This is a genomic window from Bradyrhizobium sp. ISRA436 (genome assembly GCF_029910015.1).
Lineage (GTDB): Bacteria > Pseudomonadota > Alphaproteobacteria > Rhizobiales > Xanthobacteraceae > Bradyrhizobium.
Window position 1 is genome coordinate 4,943,416 of sequence record NZ_CP094519.1, and the last position, 23,540, is coordinate 4,966,955.

18 protein-coding genes are annotated in these 23,540 nt (G+C 65.5%); 8 read left to right on the forward strand and 10 right to left on the reverse strand.

Translation table 11 applies throughout. The annotated features are described in order from the left end of the window. The first annotated feature begins 9 nt into the window (after positions 1-9). Complete coding sequence (locus MTX23_RS23280; protein ID WP_280972519.1) at positions 10-552, forward strand: histidine phosphatase family protein; 543 nt, start codon at positions 10-12, stop codon at positions 550-552. Positions 553-686: 134 nt separating this feature from the next. After that, entirely contained in the window at positions 687-1,112 is a 426-nt protein-coding gene (locus MTX23_RS23285; protein WP_280972520.1) for a universal stress protein, read from the forward strand. Positions 1,113-1,262: 150 nt separating this feature from the next. On the opposite strand, the gene MTX23_RS23290 is transcribed toward MTX23_RS23285, so the two are convergent. After that, positions 1,263-1,490 carry a DUF1127 domain-containing protein gene (locus tag MTX23_RS23290; RefSeq protein ID WP_280972521.1) on the reverse strand — a complete coding sequence of 76 codons (228 nt, stop codon included), beginning with the start codon at positions 1,488-1,490 and terminating at the stop codon, positions 1,263-1,265. A 180-nt stretch (positions 1,491-1,670) separates the two neighbouring features. Here MTX23_RS23290 and MTX23_RS23295 point away from each other — a divergent pair, with 180 nt between their 5' ends. Further along, positions 1,671-3,014, forward strand: coding sequence for a PLP-dependent aminotransferase family protein (locus MTX23_RS23295; RefSeq protein WP_280972522.1), 1,344 nt, complete (start codon positions 1,671-1,673; stop codon positions 3,012-3,014). 14 nt (positions 3,015-3,028) lie between these two features. Here MTX23_RS23295 and MTX23_RS23300 read toward each other — a convergent pair whose 3' ends face one another. Together MTX23_RS23300 and MTX23_RS23305 are read right to left on the reverse strand one after the other, a co-directional pair. Continuing rightward, entirely contained in the window at positions 3,029-3,622 is a 594-nt protein-coding gene (locus MTX23_RS23300; RefSeq protein ID WP_280972523.1) for a YdcF family protein, read from the reverse strand. A gap of 70 nt (positions 3,623-3,692) precedes the next feature. Further along, positions 3,693-4,319, reverse strand: a complete 627-nt coding sequence (locus MTX23_RS23305) for a hypothetical protein (protein ID WP_280972524.1) — start codon at positions 4,317-4,319, stop codon at positions 3,693-3,695. Between the two features lie 71 nt (positions 4,320-4,390). Between MTX23_RS23305 and MTX23_RS23310 the strand changes: the two genes are divergently transcribed. Continuing rightward, complete coding sequence (locus tag MTX23_RS23310) at positions 4,391-4,825, forward strand: hypothetical protein (protein WP_280972525.1); 435 nt, start codon at positions 4,391-4,393, stop codon at positions 4,823-4,825. A 103-nt stretch (positions 4,826-4,928) separates the two neighbouring features. Here MTX23_RS23310 and MTX23_RS23315 read toward each other — a convergent pair whose 3' ends face one another. Together MTX23_RS23315 and MTX23_RS23320 are read right to left on the reverse strand one after the other, a co-directional pair. Next, the gene (locus MTX23_RS23315) at positions 4,929-7,331 is read right to left on the reverse strand and encodes an EAL domain-containing protein (RefSeq protein ID WP_280972526.1); all 2,403 of its coding nucleotides are present in this window, start codon (positions 7,329-7,331) and stop codon (positions 4,929-4,931) included. A 188-nt stretch (positions 7,332-7,519) separates the two neighbouring features. After that, complete coding sequence (locus MTX23_RS23320; protein ID WP_280972527.1) at positions 7,520-8,938, reverse strand: MFS transporter; 1,419 nt, start codon at positions 8,936-8,938, stop codon at positions 7,520-7,522. 588 nt (positions 8,939-9,526) lie between these two features. Between MTX23_RS23320 and MTX23_RS23325 the strand changes: the two genes are divergently transcribed. Beyond that, complete coding sequence (locus MTX23_RS23325; protein WP_280972528.1) at positions 9,527-10,603, forward strand: YbhN family protein; 1,077 nt, start codon at positions 9,527-9,529, stop codon at positions 10,601-10,603. Positions 10,604-10,690: 87 nt separating this feature from the next. After that, positions 10,691-12,649: a hypothetical protein gene (locus MTX23_RS23330; protein ID WP_280972529.1), complete on the forward strand. Its 1,959-nt coding sequence runs from the start codon at positions 10,691-10,693 to the stop codon at positions 12,647-12,649. Positions 12,650-12,725: 76 nt separating this feature from the next. Here the strand turns inward: MTX23_RS23330 and MTX23_RS23335 are convergent, their stop codons facing one another. Further along, complete coding sequence (locus MTX23_RS23335; RefSeq protein ID WP_280972531.1) at positions 12,726-13,295, reverse strand: DUF2147 domain-containing protein; 570 nt, start codon at positions 13,293-13,295, stop codon at positions 12,726-12,728. Between the two features lie 125 nt (positions 13,296-13,420). Further along, complete coding sequence (locus MTX23_RS23340) at positions 13,421-14,449, reverse strand: NAD(P)/FAD-dependent oxidoreductase (protein WP_280972532.1); 1,029 nt, start codon at positions 14,447-14,449, stop codon at positions 13,421-13,423. 165 nt (positions 14,450-14,614) lie between these two features. Between MTX23_RS23340 and MTX23_RS23345 the strand changes: the two genes are divergently transcribed. Then, positions 14,615-15,076 (forward strand): thioesterase family protein, encoded by a 462-nt coding sequence (locus MTX23_RS23345; protein ID WP_280972533.1) that lies wholly within the window; start codon positions 14,615-14,617, stop codon positions 15,074-15,076. Between the two features lie 80 nt (positions 15,077-15,156). Here MTX23_RS23345 and MTX23_RS23350 read toward each other — a convergent pair whose 3' ends face one another. Both MTX23_RS23350 and MTX23_RS23355 read right to left on the reverse strand, forming a co-directional pair. Continuing rightward, positions 15,157-15,477, reverse strand: coding sequence for a 2Fe-2S iron-sulfur cluster-binding protein (locus MTX23_RS23350; RefSeq protein ID WP_280972534.1), 321 nt, complete (start codon positions 15,475-15,477; stop codon positions 15,157-15,159). 161 nt (positions 15,478-15,638) lie between these two features. After that, the gene (locus tag MTX23_RS23355; protein ID WP_280972535.1) at positions 15,639-16,016 is read right to left on the reverse strand and encodes an Hpt domain-containing protein; all 378 of its coding nucleotides are present in this window, start codon (positions 16,014-16,016) and stop codon (positions 15,639-15,641) included. A gap of 376 nt (positions 16,017-16,392) precedes the next feature. On the opposite strand from MTX23_RS23355, the gene MTX23_RS23360 reads away from it, so the two are divergent. Next, entirely contained in the window at positions 16,393-22,305 is a 5,913-nt protein-coding gene (locus MTX23_RS23360) for a negative regulator of septation ring formation (protein ID WP_280972536.1), read from the forward strand. 295 nt (positions 22,306-22,600) lie between these two features. Here MTX23_RS23360 and MTX23_RS23365 read toward each other — a convergent pair whose 3' ends face one another. Then, a complete protein-coding gene (locus tag MTX23_RS23365) occupies positions 22,601-23,464 on the reverse strand; it encodes an MlaD family protein (protein ID WP_280972537.1) in 864 nt (287 codons plus the stop codon). Positions 23,465-23,540 lie beyond the last annotated feature (76 nt).

Genomic DNA, 23,540 nt, shown 5'->3' on the forward strand with positions numbered 1-23,540 from the left:
TGGAAGTCCATGCGCCGTTTGCTGCTGCTGCGTCACGCCAAGACCGAAACCGACGCGCCTTCGGGGCGGGACCACGACCGTCGTCTCGACGATCGCGGTCACCGCGATGCAGCGGAGATCGGCGGCTGGATCGCCCACCATCCGCCGTTCCCCGACCGGGTGTTTGTGTCGCCCGCGGTCCGTGCAACGCAGACCTGGGAGATCGTGCGCGACGCAATGAAGGGCCACACGCCGCAGCCGAAAGTCGAATTCCAGCCGGAACTCTACGGCGCGGATCCGACACATTTGCTCACCACGATCCGAATGGCCTCGGCCACCGATCCGAAGCGGCTAATGCTGGTCGGACACAACCCCGGCATGCATGAGCTCGCGCTCACGCTGACAGGCAGCGGCGACGACGACGCGAAGCGCGCGCTCAGACACAACTTGCCGACCTCGGGACTGGCCGTCTTCGACTTCGCGACCAATGACTGGAACGAGGTGTCCTTCCGCCGCGGCAAGCTCGTGCTGTTCGTCAGTCCGAAACTGTTGAAGCAGGCCTCGCGCAGCTGACATTGGCGGACATCGCAGCCCCACCATGCTATAGTTCCCTTGCGCGACAGGGGACCGGTTCGCGTCAAGACAACAAGAGGCACGGCGTCGCAGGGACGAAACGGCTCCAGACCAATCGCGGACAGGAGGCGCAGATGTACAAGTCCATTCTCGTGCCGATCGACCTCGCCGATACCGATCTGGCGAAGCCGGCGATCGCGACTGCTGCAACGCTAGCGAACACGTGGAACGGCTCGATCCGCCTGCTCAATGTGCTGCCGATGACGCCGGTGATGCTCGCGGAATATGTGCCGGCGGATTTTGACACCCAGCAGCGCGAAACATCGGAAGAGGCCCTTGCCATCGTGGCGCGCGAATCCGGCATAGAGCCGACGCGTATCTCGGGGGTGGTCCGCCAGGGCGGCATCTATCACGAGATCCTCGAAGAGGCTGCCGCGATGAAGGCCGACCTGATCGTGATGACCTCGCACCGCCCGGCGATGCGCACCTATTTCCTGGGCTCGAATGCCGGACACGTCGTGCGCTACGCCAAATGCTCAGTGCTGGTGGTGCGGCACTAGATCCGGAAAAGCGTGAAGCGGTTTTCCCCCGCGACAAACGCGGAACGCGTTTGCGCGAAGATCATGCTCAAACAAGAACCTAAAGCGCGCTGACGATTCAACGCAATCTCATCGCGCTTTAGCCTTGCGGCCCACGCCGCCCCCCGCAATTCAGCGGATACGGATGAGCTCCAGGTCGACATTGCCGGCGACGGCGATCTCGATGTGGCAGCGTGGGATCCCGATATCGCGCAAGGACCGGTCGTCGAGCTCGTGCAGGGCCTTGATCGCTTCGCGGCGCATCCAATAGGTGACAATTGCATCGTTCCATTCTCGGAGCAATCTGCCCAACACACTAGGCCGCGCGGGCAGCGTCGCGGCTGAAGATATCGTGGTCATTGTCATCTCCTTTGGCACCGCACGGCAAGCGATACCTTTGACGCAAACGCGTATTCTGCGTCTGCGCCGTCAGGGACTTCGGAGTGCTTGCGCTCTCCTCAGTGCAATAGCGGGCTTGTTCCCGATTAAATCATCCAGTACATTTCTCGGAGCAAGTAAAACATTGCTCTCGGTGCAATAATGTCGAGGTTCGAGTATCTGAAGCTGGCGGACGCGGTGGCCGCCGAGATTGCCTCCGGCGCGCTCAAGGCCGGCGACCGCCTGCCGCCGCAACGCCATTTCGCCTATGAACGCAAAATCGCGGTCTCGACCGCGAGCCGGGTCTATACCGAGCTGCTGCGGCGCGGGCTCGTGGTCGGCGAAGTCGGCCGCGGCACATTCGTATCCGGCGAGGCGCGCCGTGGCGTCGCAGCGCCCACCGAGCCACGCGGCGCCCGCATCGACTTGGAGTTCAACTATCCACTGCTGCCGCACCAGGCCACGATGATCGCCAAGAGCCTCGAGGGCCTGGAACGGCCCGAGGTGCTCGAGGGCGCGCTGCGTCCGGCAACCAGCTTCGGCACGCGGGCGGCACGAACCATTTCCGCCGAATTCCTCACCCGGAAGAGCTGGACGCCGAGTCCCGACCAGATCGTGTTCACCGCCAACGGCCGGCAATGCATCGCCGCCGCGCTTGCCGCCGTCGTCTCATCAGGTGGACGCTGCGGCGTCGAGGCGCTGACCTACCCCTTCGTCAAGGGCATTGCCGCGCGGCTCGGGATCACGCTGGTGCCGCTCGCGATGGATGAGCACGGCGTCCGCCCCGATGCGGTCCAGAAGGCGCACCGCGAGGCGCATCTGTCCGCGCTCTATGTCCAGCCGACGATCCAGAACCCGCTCAGCATCACGATGCCGGCCGAGCGCCGCGCCGAGCTGTTGCGCGTGGTCGAGAAGCTCGGTCTCGTCATTGTCGAGGATGGTGTCTACGGGTTCCTCGACGATGAGATGCCGCTGGCGGCGCTCGCGCCCGACCGCTGCATCGTGCTCGACAGCCTGTCGAAGAAGGTGGCGCCGGGACTGGCGCTCGGTTTCATTGTCGCCCCGCCGCGGCTGCGCGAGAGCATTATGGCCGCGGTGCGCTCGGGCGGTTGGACGGCGTCGGGCTATGCCTTCGCCGCGGGGCAGCGGCTGATGGCCGACGGCACGGCCGCCGAGTTGTCCCGGCTGAAGCGGATCGATGCCGGCCGCCGTCAGCAGATGGCGGCGAAGCATCTGGCCGGTTTCGAAGTTCAGACCAACCCCAAGTCCTATCACCTCTGGCTGACCTTGCCGCAGCACTGGCGCTCGCAGACCCTGGTCGCAGCCGCGGCGCGCCGCGACATCGCGCTGACGCCGTCGACGACCTTCGCCGCCACGCCGGGGCACGCGCCCAATGCGGTACGGCTCGCCCTTGCGGCACCGCCGATGGAGCAGCTCGACGTCGGCTTGCGGACACTGGCGGGAATGCTGAGCGCGACGGAAGAGGATTTCGACTCGACGGAGTGACGGGAAAGCCCCCCTCAGACGACCGGCCACTCCGCGATGAAGCCGTTCGCCTTGTAAGGCTCGATCTTGTCCCATTCGATCGGCACGCGGCGGCGGAATTCCGGATCGGTGTGCCAGAGCGCGCGCGGCGTCGCGAAGGTGTCGACCGTGACCAGCATCTTCTCGACCTCTGGCCAGTGCCGCTGCAGCGTCATCGGATAGCGCCGCGCGGTCCAGGTATTGCCGAGGCAGATCACGCCTTTGATGTTGTTGCGCCCGAGCGCGGCGTCGATCACCGGCAGCGAGAAGATCACGTTCTCGCCAGTGTTCTGCGCGCGGTGCTCCTCGAGGATACGTTCGGCCGGCATGCCGCGCTCGACCATCGCGGCCTTGATGATCGCGCATTCCGAGCGGTTGTCGCCAGCCGTCACGCCGCCGCTCACGATCGACCAGCGGACGACCCCGGCACGCCAGAGCCGGACCGCCGCCTCCACCCGCTCGGCGACGTCCATACGCGTACCGAACACGAACAGCAGGTCGGTAGGCCGCAGCGGCGTCTCGATCAGGTGTCGTGCATTGACCGCGGCGATCTCGTCATCAGACGGAATCCACAGACTTCGATCCTGCATGCCCCTGCTCCCCGGCCACGACATCTCGCGCCGACGATGCCGCGCGTGGGCGCGCGGACGAAGTCACATTTCATTGCGCTTGGTTGCGGGGCGCGGGCGGCAGCAGCGCCTCGGGCAAATGATCGAAGTCGTAGCGGCGCGGCCGGTTGCGCGTGATGAAACCGCCGACCTGCCAGGCAAACAGCGCGGCGAAGCCGAGCAGGAACAACGCACCGGTCCATTGGGACGTCGTCAGCGCGCGCAACAGCAATCCCATCATCGCAATGGCGAGACCCGCCAGCAATGCAAGCGCCGCAGCATAGGTCTTCGGCCCGAGGCCCCCGGTTAACACGGCTTCGCTGCCGGCCGCCTGCATCCGGCGATGCAGTTCAATGATGAAGTCGCGATAGAGATGCCCTTGCGGCGCGATCAGCGTCGCGGTTTGCCAGGTGGTCGAAAGAATTGCGATGTGGCCGCCTTTGGCGTTGTCGATGTCGGCACGAAACCGCTGCCGCTGCATCGACACCGGGCGATAGGACAGCTTGACCGCGGAAAGGTCCGAATAGTCCCACACACCCGACCTGCCGGCGATCGTCCAGGCCAGCCCCGCATCGGTCAGTTCGAACTGATGCGCTGAGCCGATCAGAGAGGCCTTGTAGGCATAGCGCACGGGTGAGCGCTCGCCCGGCTCCGACCGATCCTGCAACGTTGTTGGCAATCCGCCATTCCGCCTGTTCAAACGGGTGCGCGAGCTTGCGCGGCATGTCACGCCTATCCTACAAGCGACGCATGGCCGAGACGACCTATTTTCCGCGCTACCTGATCCTCGGCGGCGCGATGGTATCCGGAGTGCTGCTGGCGCTGGCCGTGCACATGCTCGGCGCGCGCTACGGGCTCGACCTTGGCGGGCTGTGGCGGTCCGACAGGCATGAATTCATGCCCGCAGGCGCGGCGATCGCATGGTGGCTGATCGCGACCGTCGGGTTTTCGGGCGGCTACTTCACCACCAATCTGATGCAGAGCGCGGTGTCGGGCCAGATCCCGCAGCGGATGCGGCAGTTCCTGATCGTCGTCGGCGTGCTGATCCTGGCCGGCGCCGGCCAGGCCGCATCGGCGCCCAGTTCCGTCTCGACCGTTTCCGCGGTGCTCGCCGGCCTTGCCGCGCTGTGCCTTGGTGCGGTGATGGCATTTTGCGGCGCCTATTTCGCCCTACGCAAGACCTAGCGAATTGTTCGGTTCGGCTGGATCAGAACCGAGGCTCCAGTTTTGACGCGCTGTCCTTACGCGACCCGCATCAACTTGAGAACGCTCCGGATGCCCTTCCCGATCAGGCCGCGGAACGCTCCGGCGTCCTCCGCAACATCTTCGCCACCTCGGCCGCCGGCCGCGGCGGGCTGAACAGATAGCCCTGCGCCTGCGTGCAACCCTCCTGGCGCAGCAGGTCGAACTGGGTATCGGTCTCGACGCCCTCGGCCGTGGTCACGATGCCGAGGCTCTTGCCGAGACCGGTCACCGCCCGCACGATCGCCATCGACTCGTCGCGGGTCGCGAGGTCGGTGACGAAGGAGCGGTCGATCTTGATCTTGTCGAAGGGAAAGCTGCGCAGATAGCTGAGCGAGGAATAGCCGGTGCCGAAATCGTCGAGCGAGATCCGGACGCCGAACCCGCGCAGCTCGTGCAGCACGGCGAGTGTCGCCTCGCTGTTCTGCAGTAGTACCGATTCGGTGATCTCGAGCTCGAGCCGATCGGCCGCCAACCCGGATGCCTGCAACGCGGCGTGCACCGACGCCACCAGGTTCGGATTCTTGAACTGCACCGGTGACAGATTAACGGCCACGGCAACATCTTCAGGCCAGCCCGCGGCGTCGGCGCAGGCCTTGCGCAACACGATCTCGCCAAGCGGAACGATCAGGCCGGTCTCCTCGGCCACTGGAATGAAGTTGCTCGGCGCGATCAGGCCGCGCAGCGCGTGATTCCAGCGCACCAGCGCCTCGAACGCCACGATCCGGTCACCCGCGACGTCGCGGATCGGCTGATAGTAGACCTCGAACTCATCGCGTTGCAGCGCCAGGCGCAGGTCGCGCTCCAACATGCGGCGCGCCTGTGCGCGTGCGTCCATGCCGGTCTCGAAGAAGCGGTAGGTGCCGCGGCCGTCGGCCTTGGCGCGGTACAGCGCGAGATCGGCCTTTTGCAGGAGCTCATCGGGACCCTTGCCATCCTCGGGTGCGAGCGAGATCCCGATGCTGACGCCGATCACGAGCTGGTGCCCACCGATCTCGTAGGGCGCCGAGATCGTCTCGACGATCCGGCTGGCAAGCGCTGAGACGACCGATGGTTCGCTGTTGCTGCAGAACTGCACGATGGCGAATTCGTCGCCGCCAAGCCGCGCTACAGTGTCATGCTCGGTCACGCATTCGCCGAGCCGGCGCGCCACTTCCCGAAGCAGCGCGTCGCCGATCGGATGTCCGAGCGTATCGTTGATCTCCTTGAAATGGTCGAGATCAAGGCAGAGCACCGCGAGTTGGTCGGAGCGCTTGGCGAGACGCAGCGCCTTCTCGAGCTGTTCACGGAACAGTGTCCGGTTCGGCAGATTGGTCAGCGCATCATGCCGCGCCATGTGCGAAATCTGCTCCTGGGCCTGCTGCCACTCGGTGATGTCCTCGAAGGTCGCAACCCATCCGCCCCCTTTCATCGGCTGGTCGACGACACGGATGGCGCGTCCGTTGCGACTGATGATCCGGGTCGCGGTATTGCCCGCCTTCGCCTCGGCGATCAGGCCGGCGCAGAACTCGTCCGGATCGCCATCCCACTCACCGAGCGAGCGAAGGTCCTGCAACACGTCGATCAGCAGGCGTCCCTGCAGCGGCGTGCGGCTGCGGCCCATGATCTCGCCGTAGCGCTCGTTGAAGAGCATGATGCGGCCGTCGGCGTCGAACATGCACAGTCCCTGCGACATGTTCTCGAGCGCGGTATCCAGCACCAGCTTCTGCTTCTGAAGCTCGGTCTTGGCGCGACGGTCGAGAATGGCTGCAATCAGCGAAATACCGAGAATGGCGAAGGCCGCAACGGCGGTCATGAACGACAGCACCGACGGCGAGATCGTTAGTCCGTCGGCAACGACGGTCGGATCGGGAATCACGGTGACCGCGCCCATCGCCGTGAAGTGATGCGAGACGATCGCAATCGTCAGCAGGCCTGTCGCCGCGGCCGTATGGCCGAAGCTTTCGCCGCGGGCGGCGACGATCAGCGCAAGCGCTGCAAACACGCCTCCGAACGCGATCGAAGCCACGACGATGCTCGGCGACCAAACGATGCGTGCCGGCAATTCGAGCCCCAACATGCCGGTATAGTGCATCGCCGCGACACCGGCGCCGACGATCGTGCCGCCGGCTGCGACCGTCCACCAACGCCCGTCGAACGAGGCGACGGAAAGTCCGACGGCCAGGACGGCCACGGCAAGCACCAGCGACATGAGGGTGATCGGGATATTGTAGCCGGCGCCAACGCCGGGATCATAGGCCAGCATGGCGACGAAGTGGGTGGCCCAAATGCCGCAACCGCCCACCGCTGCATCCAGACCTATCCAGATGTCGCGCGCGCGGCCGTCCGCAGCACGGGCGCGATGAAACAGACTGATCGCGACTGCGCTGGCGAGCATGCAGATCACCCCGCCAAGGACGACCAGCCGCCAGTCATGCTCCAAGGTGAGACAGGTCAGAACGCGATACATTATAGGCCCCCGTTATAGACCTATAAAGGCGATCCCATTCGTGTACGAACGGTAACTCCGTGCAGCGGGACTCCGCGCATGGTGAAGAAAGGTTTGAACGGCGCGACAAGGCTTCGTCCAACCCGGTCGGGTCGCGAGAGTTGGCGCTGAGCGTCACACAGCCGCTACTCTGCAATCACCTGCCTCGATCATTGCCGCGCTTGTGATGATGCGCCGACCCAGATCATCGCACCCGCCGTCAGCAGCACGCCGGCCGAGATGAGGAGCGCGGCATGCAGGCCGGTGATGAAGGCCGAGGACCGGCTGACCAGCGACCCGAACAGCGCGACACCGAGCACGCTGCCGGTCTGCCGCGTGGCGTTCAGCACGCCGGCCGCGATGCCCGAGCGCTGCGGCTCGACGCTGCCGAGCAGCGTGGATGTCAGCGGCGGCACCAGAAGGCCCAGCCCGCCGCTCATCGCGATCAGTTGCAGGCAGATCGCCAGATAGCTCGTGTCGCGATCGATGCCCAGCATCGCCAGACACCCGGCGGCCGCCAGCACGGTGCCGAGCGCGATGGTCGCAGCCGCGCCGATCCGCTCCGCAACGCGCGGCGCAATCAGGTTGACCGGCAGGACCGCTCCCAGCATTGGCACGAAAGCAAGACCCGTCTCGAGCGCCGACAGGCCGTTGACCTGCTGGAAGTAAAGGCTGACCACGAAGATCAGACCGTAGAAGGCGACATTGACGAGCAGGCCGACCAGCGAGGTCAGGGCGAATATCCGCTGCCGGAACAGCGACAGCGGCAGCATCGGCTGGGCCGCGCGCGACTCGCGCCAGACGAACAGCATCGCGAAGACCGCCGCCAGAACGAAGCCTGCGACCACGAATGGACTGCTCCAGCCAAGTGCGCCGCCTTCGATGAGCGCACCGGCCAGCGTGCCGAGAGCAGCGACCGCGGCGAGCTGGCCCGGCAGGTCGAGCTCGTGCTGCAGGTGGCGCGTGGTTTCGCCGGCATGGCGCCAGGCGAGCCACAAACCGGCAAGTCCGATCGGCAAATTGACCAGGAAGATCGCGCGCCAGCCGACCAGCGCAATCAAGCCACCGCCGACGAGCGGGCCCGCGGTCAGCGCGAGGCTCGCGCCTGCGGCCCAGATACCGACGGCGCGTCCGCGCGCCTTCTCGTCCGCATAGGCATGGCGCAGCAGCGCGAGCGAGTTCGGCACCAGGATGGCCGCGGCCAGTCCCTGCACGCAGCGTGCCGCGATCAGCATCACGGCATCAGGCGCAAATGCGCAGGCAACCGAAGCCGCGGTGAAGAGCGCGAACCCGGCCATGAAGATGCGCTTGGCGCCGATGCGATCGCCGAGCGCGCCCGCCGTCAGGATGAAGGCGGCGAAGGCGACCGTGTAGGCGCTCACCACCAATTGCAGTTCGGCAACGCCGCCGCCGAGCGAGGCGCCGATGGCATTGAGTGCGGTGTTGACGATGGTGACGTCGAGCTGCACGACGCCGTAGCCGAGGCTCATCGCGGCAAGCGTCACGGTCGTCGCAAGCCGGGCCTGCTCGGGGCGGGAGGCTGCGCGTTGTTTCGGCTCGGACTGGACGCGCGGGGATATGCGTTGCATGGCTCACCTCGATCGTGGCTACCAATGCAGCACATAGGCATCCGTTTCGACAGAATACTTCGCTTCATATCGAAGTATATCATCCTGTCGTCGGTCGACGCGCGGGCGGGCTCCAGGTCGCGCGTCGTTTTGCCTCAATAGACCAACGGACCGGCGCGATATCGGCCGCTTCCCGGCCGGGGGCCGCACATCCCCGTGCAGGTACGCTGTGCGCGCCGACTTGTCGCCTTGGTAAACGGGGCCGGTGGTGCGACCCCACTCTCATGCATATCGTCCATTCGAGAATTGGGGCGGCAGACCTGCCGCCGCGGCAAATATGCAAAAAATGTGGAGGAAACCGGCCGGAACACCAGAACGTGCGGTGAACTGACCGCGGCAAATGCCTTACATGCGACTCACATTCCACGAGACGACATCATATGTAGCCAATATGACAATGACGACCGACGGGAGCCGAAGCTTGGCTTGTCAAGGACTGCACAACGCATCGGTTTTGCCTTATGGGTCATCGCGCACGGTGCGTCTGCCCGTCACCCGTCGCCGTCCGTGACCGGGTCCCACTGAAATTGCCGCCCGCCGGGAGGATGAATGCATCGACTGCTGACCACGCTCGGGCGTGGCTTCAAGGAAAACATCGGCTGGAAACGGCTCGGGATCGCTGCGAGTGTGCTCATCATCGCGTTTGCGGTCACGACGCTGGTCCGGACCCTGAAGGGCGTCGATACCGGTGTCATCCTCACCGCGCTGACCAACATCGCGCCGCACCGGATCGCGCTGGCTGCCCTCTGCGTCGTCGGCGCCTTCTGCACGCTGACCTTCTATGATTTCTTTGCGCTGCGCACGATCGGCAAGAACCACGTCCCCTACCGCATCGCAGCGCTGTCAAGCTTCACCAGTTACACCATTGGCCACAATATCGGCGCGACCGTCTTCACGGGCGGCGCGATCCGGTTCCGGATCTATTCCGACTACGGCCTGACCGCGATCGACGTCGCCAAGATCTGCTTCCTGTCGGGACTGACGTTCTGGCTCGGCAACCTGTTCGTGCTGGGTTTCGGCATGGCCTGGCACCCCGCCGCGGCATCGGCGATGGACCTGCTGCCGCCTGCGATGAACCGGCTGATCGCGATCGGCTGCCTTGCCGGCATCGCCGCCTATTTCGTCTGGCTCCTCACCGGCGACAAGCGTCGCGAACTCGGCCAGAACGGCTGGAAGGTGGTATTGCCCTCGGCGAAGCTGACGCTGCTGCAGGTCCTCATTGGCGTGGTCGATCTCGGCTTCTGCGCGCTCGCGATGTACCTGCTGATGCCGACCGAGCCGTATATCGACTTCGTTTCGCTGGCGGTCGTGTTCATCCTGGCCACCCTGCTCGGCTTTGCCAGCCACGCCCCCGGCTCGATCGGCGTGTTCGATGCTGCGATGCTGGTGGCGCTGCCGGAATTCAGCAAGGAACAGTTGCTGGCGACGCTGGTCGTGTTCCGCGTCCTCTATTTCCTGATCCCCTTCGGGATCTCGATCTCGATCATGGGCATGCGCGAGCTCTGGCTCAACGTGGTGCAGCCCTGGCAGGAACGAAAGCGACTTAGCCAGGCCTGCACGGCTTCGGCGACCGTGCGGCAGCCGATCGAAAGCCGACAGCAGCGGATCCGGCGGCTGAAGAGGTAACAGCGACGTTATCACCACCGTGCAGGGTTTTTTGTCCCCTCAACCCCGTTCTCTTATTTTTGCCTTACCGTTGACGTCAAACGCGCCATGGTTCGTTTTTTGGCTCGATTTTCGTTTCGTTTGACGGTCTGCGCAGCGCTGCTCGGCAGCGCACTATCCGCGGTCATCGCGTCGGCCGCGGAAGCCCAGGACAACCCGTTGCAGATCTCCTGGGAGGTTCGCAACCGCTTCCGCCTGTTCCGCGAGGAGCGCGACTTCCGCCTCCATGTCGAAAGCGGGCTCGGCCGCAGCGTGTTGGACTCCGAGCGGGCCCTGGAACTGCAGAGCGATGGCCGCGGCTGGGCGCGCAATACGGTCAACCGGCTCTGTATCGACCTGCAAGGCCGCGTCAGCGAGCCCTGCACCCGCGACAACGTCAAGGAAAGCTACCTGACGCCGATCGACCACGCGATCATCGTCCGCCTTACAGGACCGGTTCCGGTCGGCGCGACCTGCGCCTGGTCGTTCGACGACGGCGACGGGCCGCAATCCTCGACCTTCGATTGCGCCGAACCGGTTAACCTACGCGTCCGCTACGGCCGTACCACGGTCGCGACCGTCGACGTCGCGAGCGGCTCGGAGGCAAACCAGCGCGTCACGACCCAGATCGCGGTGCGTGATTTCTTCATAGCCGGCCTGGGCGACAGCATCGCCTCCGGCGAGGGCAATCCAGACCGCGCGATCGCGCTGTCCGACGACGGCTTCTGCTTCCGCTCCTATCTCGGCGGTGCGCAATACTACCGGCCGAGCCGCGCCGGCTACAAGGGCGGGCGCGCCTGCGAGGCGCCGGACAGCCTGTCGAACTGGCAGCGCCACAGCGCGCTATGGTTCAATTCGGCCTGCCATCGCTCGCTCTACAGCTACCAAACCCGCACCGCGCTGGCGCTCGCCGTGCAATATCCGCACATCGCGGTGACTTATCTGCCGCTGGCCTGCACCGGCGCCACCATTGCCGATGGCCTGTTCGGTTCGCAGCAGGCGCGGGAGTGCCTGCCGACGAAGACCACCAGCAGCTGTTCGGGCACCGTGAACGGCCAGCTCGTCGAGCTGCGCGCGGCGCTGGCGGCCGCGAAGCGCCGCCAGCCGGACCGCACGCTCGACCTCGTGCTGCTGTCGATCGGCGCCAACGACATCTACTTCTCCGGCCTCGTCGCCGACGTGATCGTCGACACGCCGACCGAGCGTACGCTGTTCAAGCGCAGCGGCTCGTTAGCCTCGGTCGACGATGCCCGCTCGGCGCTGGCGCGCGATCTGCCGTCCGGGTTTGCCAGGCTGCGCGATGCGCTGAAGCCGCTGGTCGGCGGCGACCTTTCGCGGGTCATCTATACGGCCTATGCCAATCCGGCACTGACCAATGGCGGAACGCCCTGCCCCGGCGGCCGCGCCGGCTTTGACATCCACCCCTCCTTCAACGCCGATCCGCAGCGGCTCGCGACCGTCTCGAGCTTCGTGCAGAACGAGTTCCTGCCGCAGCTCAAGGCACTCGCGCTATGCCAGTCCGGCACCATCTGCCGCGATCCGCAGACCGATCGCATGACGTTCGTCGATGCGCACCAGGACGCGTTTGCCAGCCACGGCTTCTGCGCGCGTGCGTCGACCGATCCGGAGTTCGACCGCGACTGCTTCTCCGCCAATGGCGACAGCTTCGTGTCCGACATCGTCGCCGCAGCGAGCCAGCCGCTTAAATGCGGCCGCAGCGCGGGCGACTATCGCGCCTACCTGCCGCGCGCGCGCTGGATCCGCGATGCCAATGACAGCTATTTCGCTGCGATGACCTATCCGCAGGCCCTGCCGGCCTCGATGCAGCCGACCGACATCCACGACGCGACCTGGGGCATTCTCTCCGCGGTTTACGGCGGCGCCGTGCACCCGACTGCCGAAGGACACGCGGCGATGGCGGATGCCGCCGTGCCCGCCGCCGCCGGCGTGCTGCAACTCGACAATGTCGTGCCGGAAATCATTTCGGAACCGGTCGCGCCGCTCCCCGCTGCGCCGGTACAGCGCTAGATTGCGATGGGTTCGGGCTGCTTGACGTGAGCGCGCAAGGAAGCGCCTCCAAACAAGGATGCGCGATTCCGATTCCCTAGTGCCGTTTCGTCATCGGCGTCGGTGGTGGCGCTGGCGTCCTCACTGCCGCGACCGACGGCATGTATTTGGCGACGATCGCTGGATCGAGCTGGGCCATCGCGGAGTCAGGCAGCCGGGTCCAAACCTCGTCCTTGCCAAACAGCGAGATACCGAGATAGCCACGCATGGTCAGCGTCTGCCCATCGGGGCTCAGCGTCATCTTCGCCTTGTAGACCTTGCCATCGCGCGGATCGAGCACGTTGCCGTTCTCGTATTTCAGGCCCGCACGCTTCATGTCGCGGATGAAGGACAGTCCCAGCCAAGGCGCGTTCTTGCGATCGTCGGTGCATTTCGTGCAGACGGGATTGGGCGGATCCTCGGGCAAGGGAAACATCTTGGCGATGACGCCTTCGAAGATGCCGCTGTGGTCTACGATCAGAAACCACCCGGATGTCCTGCCGTCCTCAACCTTCTGCCATAGGCCGGCGGCGGAGGGCTCTGCGGCCGAGGCCGCAAATGGAATCGCAACGATGAGCGCCGTTGCGATTGCGAAGATCAGCCGAAGTCTGGATAGCGTGTTCCGCATCGTCATCACCTGATCGACCGACTAACCGAAGCTCGGAGTCTACGTCCATTTCGCGGAGCGTTCTAGTACCCCGCGTCATGCCGGAGACGTCCGCACCGCTTCTGCCGGTCACAATTCGGCTGCAATCAGCTCACGCCGAGCTTCTTCTGCAAGCTCGATGACGAGGTCGTGTACTGGAACACCAGCCGCTTGTCCGGATAGACATAGCGGTACGCCTTCTGCGCCATCAGCGCACCCTCGTGGAAGCCGGAGAGGATCAGCTTCAGCTTGCCCGGATAGGTGTTGATGTCACCGATCGCAAAGATGCCGGGAACGTTGCTCTCAAACGCCGCGGTGTCGACCGGCACCAGATTGTTCTCCAGCGCCACGCCCCAGTTCGCGACCGGGCCGAGCTTCATGGTGAGCCCGAAGAACGGCAGCATCGTATCGCAGGCGACCGTCGAGACCGAATTGTCGTTGCCCTTGACGGTCGCGCCCGAGAGCTGACCGCTCGCACCTTCCAGCCCGGTGACCTGGCCGATCTTCAGATCCATCTTGCCGTCGGCGACCAGCGCGCGCATCTGCTCGACACTGTGGGGCGCCGCGCGGAAATCGTCGCGCCGGTGCAGCAGCGTGATGCGCTTGGCGATCGGATGCAGATTGAGCGTCCAGTCGAGCGCGGAATCGCCGCCGCCGACGATCAGGATGCTCTTGTCGCGGAACTGCTCCATCTTGCGCACGGCGTAGTGCACCGATGTCCCCTCATAGGCTTCGATGCCCGGCACCGGCGGCCGCTTCGGCTGGAACGAGCCACCGCCGGCGGAGATCACCACGACCTTGGCCTCGAACTCCTTGCCCCCATCGGTCTTCACCCGGAACAGCGGATCGCCGATCTTCTCGATCGTCTCCACCATCTCGTTGAGATGGAAAGTCGGATGGAACGGCTTGATCTGCTCCATCAGCTGCTCGGTGAGGCCCTGGCCGGTGACGAAGGGGATGCCGGGAATGTCGTAGATCGGCTTCTCCGGATAAAGCTCGGCGCACTGCCCGCCGATCTTGTCGAGGATGTCGACAAGGTGCGCCTTCATGTCGAGCAGGCCAAGTTCGAACACGGCGAACAGTCCGCAGGGACCTGCGCCAATAATCAGCACATCGGTTTTAATCGGTTCGCTCATATCCGCTTCTTTTCAGTTGAAATCGACTGTGACGGCCGTCGCCTGTCCAGCCATGAGGTGATGCCGGATCGTGACATGCATAATAGGGGCAGAGGCTGGCGCGGCAACCCCTTGCCGAGCCTCAGCAAGTCGGCTGTATGGGCGGGAAACTGACGGAGACCCCTCGTGAACGCCCCGATCCGCGCCGACGATACGCTGCGCCTGGAAGACTTCCCCTATCGCCTCACCGACAACGTGCGCTTCGCCGATCTCGATCCGAACGGGCACGTCAACAATGCGGTCTACGCAACATATTTCGAGACCGGCCGCGTCACGCTGGTGAAGGACCGCAGCATGGGGCTGATGCCACCCGGGCTCGGCTGGATCATGGTGCGCCTCGACATCCATTTCCGTGCCGAGCTGCACTGGCCGGGCAAGATCGAGCTAGGGCTCGGCCTCGTGAAATTCGGACGGACCTCGACCAGCTTCGATCAGGTGGTGTTTTCGGAAGGGAAATGCGTGGCGTCGGCGCGGGCCGTGACCGTCATGATCGACGAGGCCACCCGCAGGCCGACGCCCTTGCCGGCCGAGGTCAAAGAGAACTTTCGACGCTGGGTTCGGCGCGGCGTGAATCCGGACGGCGAATAGAGCATGATCCGGGAGAGTGTGAAGCGGTTTTCCCTCGCGACAAACGCCAAGCGTTTGCGCGGAGATCATGCTCAAAGGCCTTAGGCCTGCCGCTCGGGCGTCGACACGACGAGACCGTCGAGCTCGTCGGTCACCTTGATCTGGCAGGACAGCCGCGAGTTCGGCCGCACGTCGAAACCGAAGTCCAGCATGTCCTCCTCCATCGGCGACGGAGGGCCGACCTTCTCGCGCCAGGCTTCATCGACATAGACGTGGCAGGTCGCACAGGCGCAGGCCCCGCCGCATTCGGCTTCAATGCCGGGAATGCCGTTGCGGATCGCCCCTTCCATAACGGTCGCGCCGTTCTCGATCTCAATGGTGCGTTTCTCGCCGGAATGGTCGATAAAGTGGATTTTGGCCATGATCGCTCGTGCTGCCGGAATGCGCCGGACAATAGATGGAAAGGTCCCCGGCAGTCGTATAACGGGTCGATCCGCACAGCGCTAGCGGCGGGGACCGAAAACCTGCCGGCCGGTTTCGGATGGGCCATCGACCCCTTTGGCGGGCCCCTTGAGGGGTTTCCCTAGGACCGATGCAGGATCAGCTCGATCGCAGCGCGCGCCTCCGCAATGACCGTCCCGAGTTCGGCAAGCGGCTGGGACGGGTCGGAACCGGAGGACAGCGCCCTTTCCAGCCGGGCTGCGGCGTCGGCCACCCCAAAGGCACCGATCGCGCGTGCCGATCCCTTCAGGGTGTGGGCATGGGTCGCGGCCTCGGCCGGCAACGCCGTCAGTTCACCCAGGATCCTGGCCGACTGGGCCGAGAACATCGCCAGCACTTCCCGCTCGAGACCCGGGTCGCCCAGCGTCATGCGCTGGAGGTGGTCGAGATCGATCGGACCGTTGCCGGGCGCGAGCGGCGGCGATTGCGTCCATTCAACCCGTCCCAGATGAAGCGGCATCGCCAGTCCCTGTCGTCCCCGCAGGGCACTTCCCGGCGGTTTATCGGCCTAGCCAATCATGAAACTGGTTAACGGATTGTTGTCGGGATCATCTGCAAATCGGCCCGATTTCGGACAATATCTCGACACAATTGGCGCAGTTCGACGGAAATTTCGAGTACCCATAAGGCCTTATGGCTTAAAGCTGTTAACGATGATTAAGAAAGTATTAATCGCAAGCATTTCATTCGCATCGCTCAGCCAATAGGATGTTTGCGGATGTAGCGGACAAGCCGCCGACGGGCACGCTTGCGTTCCGCTTTGGGCAGAGGCTCGAGCTTGCGGGGGGCGTTCGCAAGTTCGCCGCGCGTAAAATAGTAGAGGGCTCAGACTGAACATGGCGAACACTCCAAAGAAGGTCAAAGATCCCACCGAAGTCGCGCTTTCTGCGATTCAGGAAGCCCTCAACATCAACGAGCAGAGCGCCGAAAAGTCAGGCGCCACCACCGAGCAGGCCATGCAGCCGAGCCTTCCGCCGGCTTCGCCCGACTTCTCGGCGACGTCATTCGAGCCCCGTCCGAGCACGGACCGCTCCGCGTTCGATCCGATCGAGGAGCCGCGCGCGCCGCGCCGCGCCGCCAACGACGATCGCGAAACGATCGGCCAGTTGCTTCAGTCGCTGCGCAAGGGCCGCCCCGCGCGCAACGCCTTCATGTTCGCATCGATCGCTGCCGGCGTCTGGCTGCTCGGTTGCATCATCCTGACCGTTGCCTTCCTGCCGTCGCTGCAAGCCGGGATGGCCCAGGGCAGCGGCGTCCTGATGTTCGCCGGCCTTGCGGCCCTCTTTCTCGCGCCGATCCTGCTGTTCTATTTCCTCGCGAGCCTCGCCTGGCGCGGCCAGGAAATGCAGATGATCGCGCAATCGATGGCCCAGGTCGCGATCCGCTTCTCCGAGCCTGAAAACGCCGCCGCTGATTCCATGGTCACGGTCGGCCAGGCGATCCGCCGCGAGGTCGCGGCGATGGGCGACGGCGTCGAGCGTGCGATCGCGCGCGCCGGCGAACTCGAAACCCTCGTCGCCAATGAGGTCGCGGCGCTGGAACGCGCCTATTCCGACAACGAAGTGCGCATCCGCGCGCTGCTGCAGGACATCGCCCACCAGCGCGACAATCTGGTAGGCCAGGCCGAGCAGGTGCGCAGCGCGATCTCCGGCGTGCAGATCGACCTGCGCCATGACATCGCGCTGATCTCGGATGCGATCGCCTCGCGCGTCGACGAGGTCGCAAAGAGCATCACTGGCGCGCTGGAAGAGCGCGGCCAGCACATCACGACCGCGCTGAGCCATGCCGGTGACAACATGATCCTCGCGCTTGGCGAGCGCGGCGGTGACCTGCTCGACCGCCTCGAGGAGGCCAGTGCCGAGACCACCCGAGCCGTGCTCGAAGCGACCGAGCGGCTCACCACCAGCCTCAACTTCAAGACTGGCCACGTTCACGACGAGTTCGTCGACCTGGCCGATCGCATCCACGAGATGCTGAACGAGCGCGTCGACCGCATCACCGGCGACTTCGAGCAGCGGTCGTCGGCCATCGTCGACGGCATCTCCGACCGCACCGAGCAGGTCCACGACTCGCTGAAGAACTCCGCCGACTCGCTGCTGCTGGAGCTCGAGCTGCGCAGCAACGACCTCGTCAGCAAGATCGACGACGCCGGCAACCGCCTCGCCGGCCAGATCATGACAAGCGGCGACAAGGCGAGCGAGGCGCTCGACGTCACCGTCAATTCGCTGGTAGCCAGGGTCGTGAGCCAGACCGAGACCGCGCACGACTCGCTATCGCTGCAGATGAGCGCATTCGACGAGCTGGTGAAGAATCACGGCAGCGAGCTCGCCGAGCGTTTCGCCCGCGACTCCGGCACGCTCGGCGCGCTGATCACGCGCCACATCTCGGAATTCGACCGCACGGTGAAGACCTTCGGCGGCGACATCGTCGAGCGCATGGGCCAGCGGACCCAGGACATCGCCGACAGCCTGAAGACTTATGTCGACACCTTCGATCATCGCGTCAGCTCGAACGGCGGCGAGATCACCGCCTCGCTCGACCAGCGCCTGCTGAAGTTCGAGACCACGCTCGGCGACCGCGTCACCAATCTCGACGCCTCGCTGGACAACAAGCTCTCGACCTTCGACAGCTCGCTCGCCAGCAAGATCGGTTCCCTCGACAGTTCCCTCGCCAGCAGGATCGGCTCGCTCGACGGCCACCTCAGGTCGCTGGATGGCACCATCGATGACCGCCTGAAGACGCTCGAAATCACCTTCGAGAGCCGTGCGAAATCCGTCACCGCCTCCATCGACGGCCATCTCGGCACGCTCGCGACCTCGCTGACCGAAGGCGCCGCCCAGGCGATCCAGTCGATCGACTCGCGGCTCGGCCTGCTCACCACGACCCTGACCGAGGGCACCGTGCAGGCGATCGCCGCGGTCGACCATCGCATCAACGGTGTCAGCGAGACCATCAACGGCCACGGCGACCGCCTCGCCGAGACCATCAACGGTCATAGCGCGCGCCTGACCGACACCATCTCGGCGCGCTTCGTCGACGTCCAGCAGGGTATCGAAACCCGCGTCGGCGCGATCGCCAACGACATCGACACCCGCGTCGCGCAGTTCGAGGATCTGCTCGGCTCGCGCGTCGAGGCCGTCGCAGGCCGCATCGAGAGCAGCGGCCGCCAGGCGAGCGACGACCTGATGGCTCGCGCGGAGCTGCTGTCGTCGAGCATCAAGTCCCATGTCGAGGACGCCGAGCGCTCGCTGACGAACCTCGTGGTCAACACCAGCGAGACCATCCAGACCGGTGCGCGTACCGCGCAACAGTCGCTGCTCACCGTGTCCACCGACGTCGGGGCGCAGCTCAAGCTGACCTCGTCCGAGGTCGAGGCCGTGCTGACCGCCGTTGGCACCAGCGCCGCCAATTCGATCCTCACCAGCGCCCGCGACGCGCAGGCCTCGCTGGTCTCCTCCTCCGGCGACGTCGCCTCCCAGATCAAGGCCCTGTCGGCCGACGTGGAGCGCACGCTGCAGGCCGCCGGCAGCGCCACCGCAGCCTCCGTGCTGTCGGGCGCGCGCGAAGCCCAGACCACGCTGGTCACCGCCTCCGCCGAGGCCGCAGGCCAGGTCAAGTCGCTCGCCGCCGACGTCGAGCATTCGCTGTCGATGGCCGGCTCCGCTGCCGCCGAAGCAATCATGACCGGTGCGCGCGAGGCCCAGACCACGCTGATCTCGACGTCGACCGACGTCACCAGCCAGGTCAAGTCGCTCGCCGGCGACGTCGAGCGCTCGCTGTCGATGGCCGGCACCGCCACCGCGGAAGCCGTGGTCGCCTCTGCCCGCGAAGCCCAGAGCACGCTGGCCGACGCATCCACGGAGACCGCCGATCTGGTGCGTACGCTCTCCGCCGACTTGCAGCACTCGCTCTCGACGGCCGGCACGGCCACCGCCGAGGCGGTCGTCGCAAGTGCGCGCGAGGCCCAGAGCACGCTGGCCGACGCGTCCACCGAAGCCACCAGCCTGGTCCGCACGCTCGCGGCCGACATCGAGCGCTCGCTGTCGATGGCCGGCGCCGCGACCGCGGAAGCCATCACCGCCGGTGCGCGTGATGCCCAGAATACGCTGATCAATGCCTCGACCGAGGCTGCGACCAAGGTGACGGCGCTCGTCGCCGACGTCGAGCGTTCGCTGTCGATGGCCGGCACCGGCACGGCCGAAACCATCACCGCCGGTGCCCGCGAGGCGCAGAGCGCCCTCGTGTCGGCGTCGTCGGACGCCGCCAGCCACGTCAAGTCGCTGGCGATCGATGTCGAGCGCACCTTGACCGCGGTCGGCGCCAACACGGCCCAGACCATTCTTGGCAGCGCCCGCGAGGCCCAGAGCTCGTTCGCGGCGACTTCCACCGAGGCGGCAAGCCAGATCCGCGAGATCTCCGCCGAGATCGAGCGCACGCTGACCACCGCCGGTGCGGAAACCGCGCAGGCCATCCTCGGCAGCGCCCGCGAGGCCCAGAGCTCGTTCGCGGCAACCTCCACCGACGCCGCCAATCAGATCCGCAACCTCTCGGCCGAGATCGAGCGCACGCTGACCGCGGCCAGCGCGGAGACCGCGCAGACCATCCTCGGCAGCGCCCGCGAGGCCCAGAGCTCGTTCGCGGCGACCTCCACTGACGCCGCCAACCAGATCCGCGCGCTCTCGACCGATATCGAGCATACGCTCGGCGCGGTCACGGCCAAGACCACCGACAACATCCAGAGCTCGGCGCAGAATGCGCAGGCGGCGCTGGTCAACATGTCGAGCGAGGTCTCGACCAAGGTCAAGTCGACCGCGGCCGACATCGAACGTTCGGTGCTGTCTGCCTCGAGCGCGTTCGGATCGGCGATGACCGGCAAGACCGACGAGATCGTCACCTATGTGCAGCAACAGACCGACCGCCTGTCGCAGATGGTCGACAGCCGCCGCGGCGCGCTGGTCGAGGCGCTGACCGCCAAGACTACGCAGCTTGCGACCGACATCGATCGCTCGACTGCCGATGCGCTGAAGGCGATCGAAACCCGCGGCCAGGCGTTCTCGCAGTCGATGGCGGCGCACGGCAACGACGTCGCGCGCAACATCACCTCGGCCGGCGACCAGGCGACCGGCGCAGTGGCGAAGTCGCTCAAGGACCTCGAGCAGGCCTCGCGCGCGGCGATTGACCAGTCGCGCCAGGTCTCGATCTCGGCGGTCACCGAAATGCAGGAAACCAGCAAGATCCTGCGCACCGATACGGTGGCGCTGTTCGAGCGGCTGCGCGAGGGCAACATCCTGCTGCAGGAGGTGCTGACCGGCGCCCACGACAACCTCAACTCGCTGGAGCGTGCGCTGGTGACCCGGGTGGCCGACTTCGTGTCCGCCATGAACGACGTCACCTCGCGCAACGGCGTGGCAACCCAGACCCTGGAAGACCAGCTCACGGTGTTCAACAGCAAGACCAGCAGGGCGCTGGAGGACCTCGGTCAGCTGTCGAGCCAGTTCGAAACCCATGGCAAGGCGCTGATCGACGCAGCTGCCATGGTCGAGCAGGCCAATCGCTCCACGACGGCGTCCGTCAACGAGCGCAAGTCGGAGCTGGAATCGTTGATCACCACCATCGACCTGCGCACCACCGATCTCGACCAGCGGCTGTCGCGCTTCACCGGCCTGCTCGATGAATCGCTGGCCGCGGCCGAAGAGCGTGCCCGCGACATCGCCCGCGTGGTGGCGGAGACCGCCGGCGCCGGTTCGGCGACCATCAGCCGGCAGTTCGAGGCGGTGCGGCTTGCGGCCGAGAACGAGCGTCAGCAGACGATCGACGCCATGAACGACCTGTACCAGCAGAGCAACGCCGAGACCGATGCGATGTTCAAGGAATCGACGGAGAAGTTCTCCGCGATGGTCACGGCGATGAAGCAGATGGCGACCGAGATGCACAACGAGCTCGAAGCCACCCGTAACGAGCTGCGCCGCGGCGTGCTCGAAATGCCGCAGGAGGCCGCCGAGAACACCGCGCAGATGCGCAAGGTGATCGTCGACCAGATCGAAGCGCTGGCCGAGCTCAACCGCATCGTGGCGCATCATGGCCGCGGGCTCGACGTCGTCAGCGGCAACCGCGGCAGCGTTCGCCAGGAGGAACCGCTGATGGCGGCGGCCGCCGGCGGCGGTCGCGGCGAGGTGCGCATGCGCGACAACGGCAACAGCGCATCGACGCTGCCGCCGCCGGACCTGGGTATGCAGAACTTGGGCATGCCGTCCTCGCGCCGGACCGAAGCGCCGCCGGTCAGCCCCGCGGGCCCCGACAATGGCCGCGGCGATGGCTGGCTGTCCGATCTGCTCAACCGCAGCGACGCGCCGCCGCCGCCCGCCCCGAGCCGCGAGGCGCAGCGGCCCCGCCCGGCGCCGCAGGCCACCGCCAATCCGCTGGAATCGCTGTCGCTCGACATCGCCCGGCTGATGGACCGCAACCTGGCTGCCGAAATGTGGGATCGCTACCAGCGCGGCGAGAACAAGGCGTTCAACAAGCGCCTCTACACGCCGGCCGGCCAGAAGGCCTTCGATGAGGTAGCTCGGAAGTATCGCTCCGACCGCGGCTTCAAGCAGACGGTCGACCGCTACATCGCCGAGTTCGAGCGTCTGCTCGACGAGGTGGCCCGCGACGGCCGCAGCCCGCAGGAACTGCGCAACCACCTGACCTCGGAGACGGGGCTGGTCTACACCCTGCTCGCCCACGCGGCGGGACGCCTGGGGTGAATTGGCGAATAGCAAGTAACGAATAGCGAATGGAAAACGGAGGCCGAAAGGCCTCCGTTTTTGCTTGGACTAGAGTGAATTGGTCCACGGATTCCGTATCGGTAGTGGCACGACGGTCTTAGCCACCGTCATTGCGAGAGGAGCGTCAGCGACGAAGCAATCCACGCCTCAGCGAGCTGAGAGATGGATTGCTTCGCGGAAGCCTGTCATCGGGCGGCGCCTTGCGCCGACCCGTTAGCTCGCAATGACGGAGGCTGACAGATGGGAAAGGTCTTCGCCACACACCATTCGCGGATCACCGCCGCCTCGGCGGCGCGACCGCCGGTGCTGGTGCGGGCTCCGGCGCGCTGTTGTTGCTGCCGCCGAAGATCACCCGGCTCGGGTTGCGGTCGAAATTGTTGACGGCGCGGCTGATGTCGGAAAGCGTCCTGCGGCCGTCGAGGATCAGCGCGTTCGAACGTTTGTCGAGATCCTCGGCAAGCTCGCGGATCGACTTCACCATCAGATTGAGCTCGCCGCCATTGTTGCCGCCGGCAATCGCGTTCAGCCCGAGCATCAGGCTGTCGGCCTTGCCCATCACGCCGTCGACCTTGAGCATGACATTGTCGATCTTCTCGGAGTTGCGCGCCAGCGCCGAGGTGAAGGTCTCGAGGTTCCTGAGCGAGTTCTTCACCGACTCCTGATTGTCGGCAACGATGCGATTGACATTCTGCAGGGTGGCGCGGATCGCCTCGGTGACGTCCTGCAGCGAGTTGGGATCGGCGGTCAGCACCGGGATGCCGTCCTCGTCGAGCGGCACAGGCGGGGCCGCCTCCTCGCCGCCGCGCAGCGAGATCGCGGCGACGCCGGTGAGGCCCTGGAATTCGAGACCGACATGGGTGTCCTTGCGGATCGGGGCATTGTTCTCGACCATCGCCAGCGCGACCACGCGCCGCGGGTTGTCGAGCTTCACCGAGATCACTTCACCTACTCTAATACCGTTGAAATTGACGCTCCCGCCGTTGCGCAGGCCTGACGCGGGGCCCTCGAAGATCACCCGCAAGGGGCTGCGCTGCTTGATGGTGTGCAGGCTCTGGAACCAGAGCACGAAGCCGAACGCCGCGGCGATTACCGCCAGCGTGAACGCTCCGATCAGCACGTAGTTCGCCCGCGTTTCCATCAATCGGCTCCTAGGCTCTCGCGCAGCCAGCCTGCGTCAGAGCTCGTCGAATTCCCCTTTGGCGCATGATCTGGTC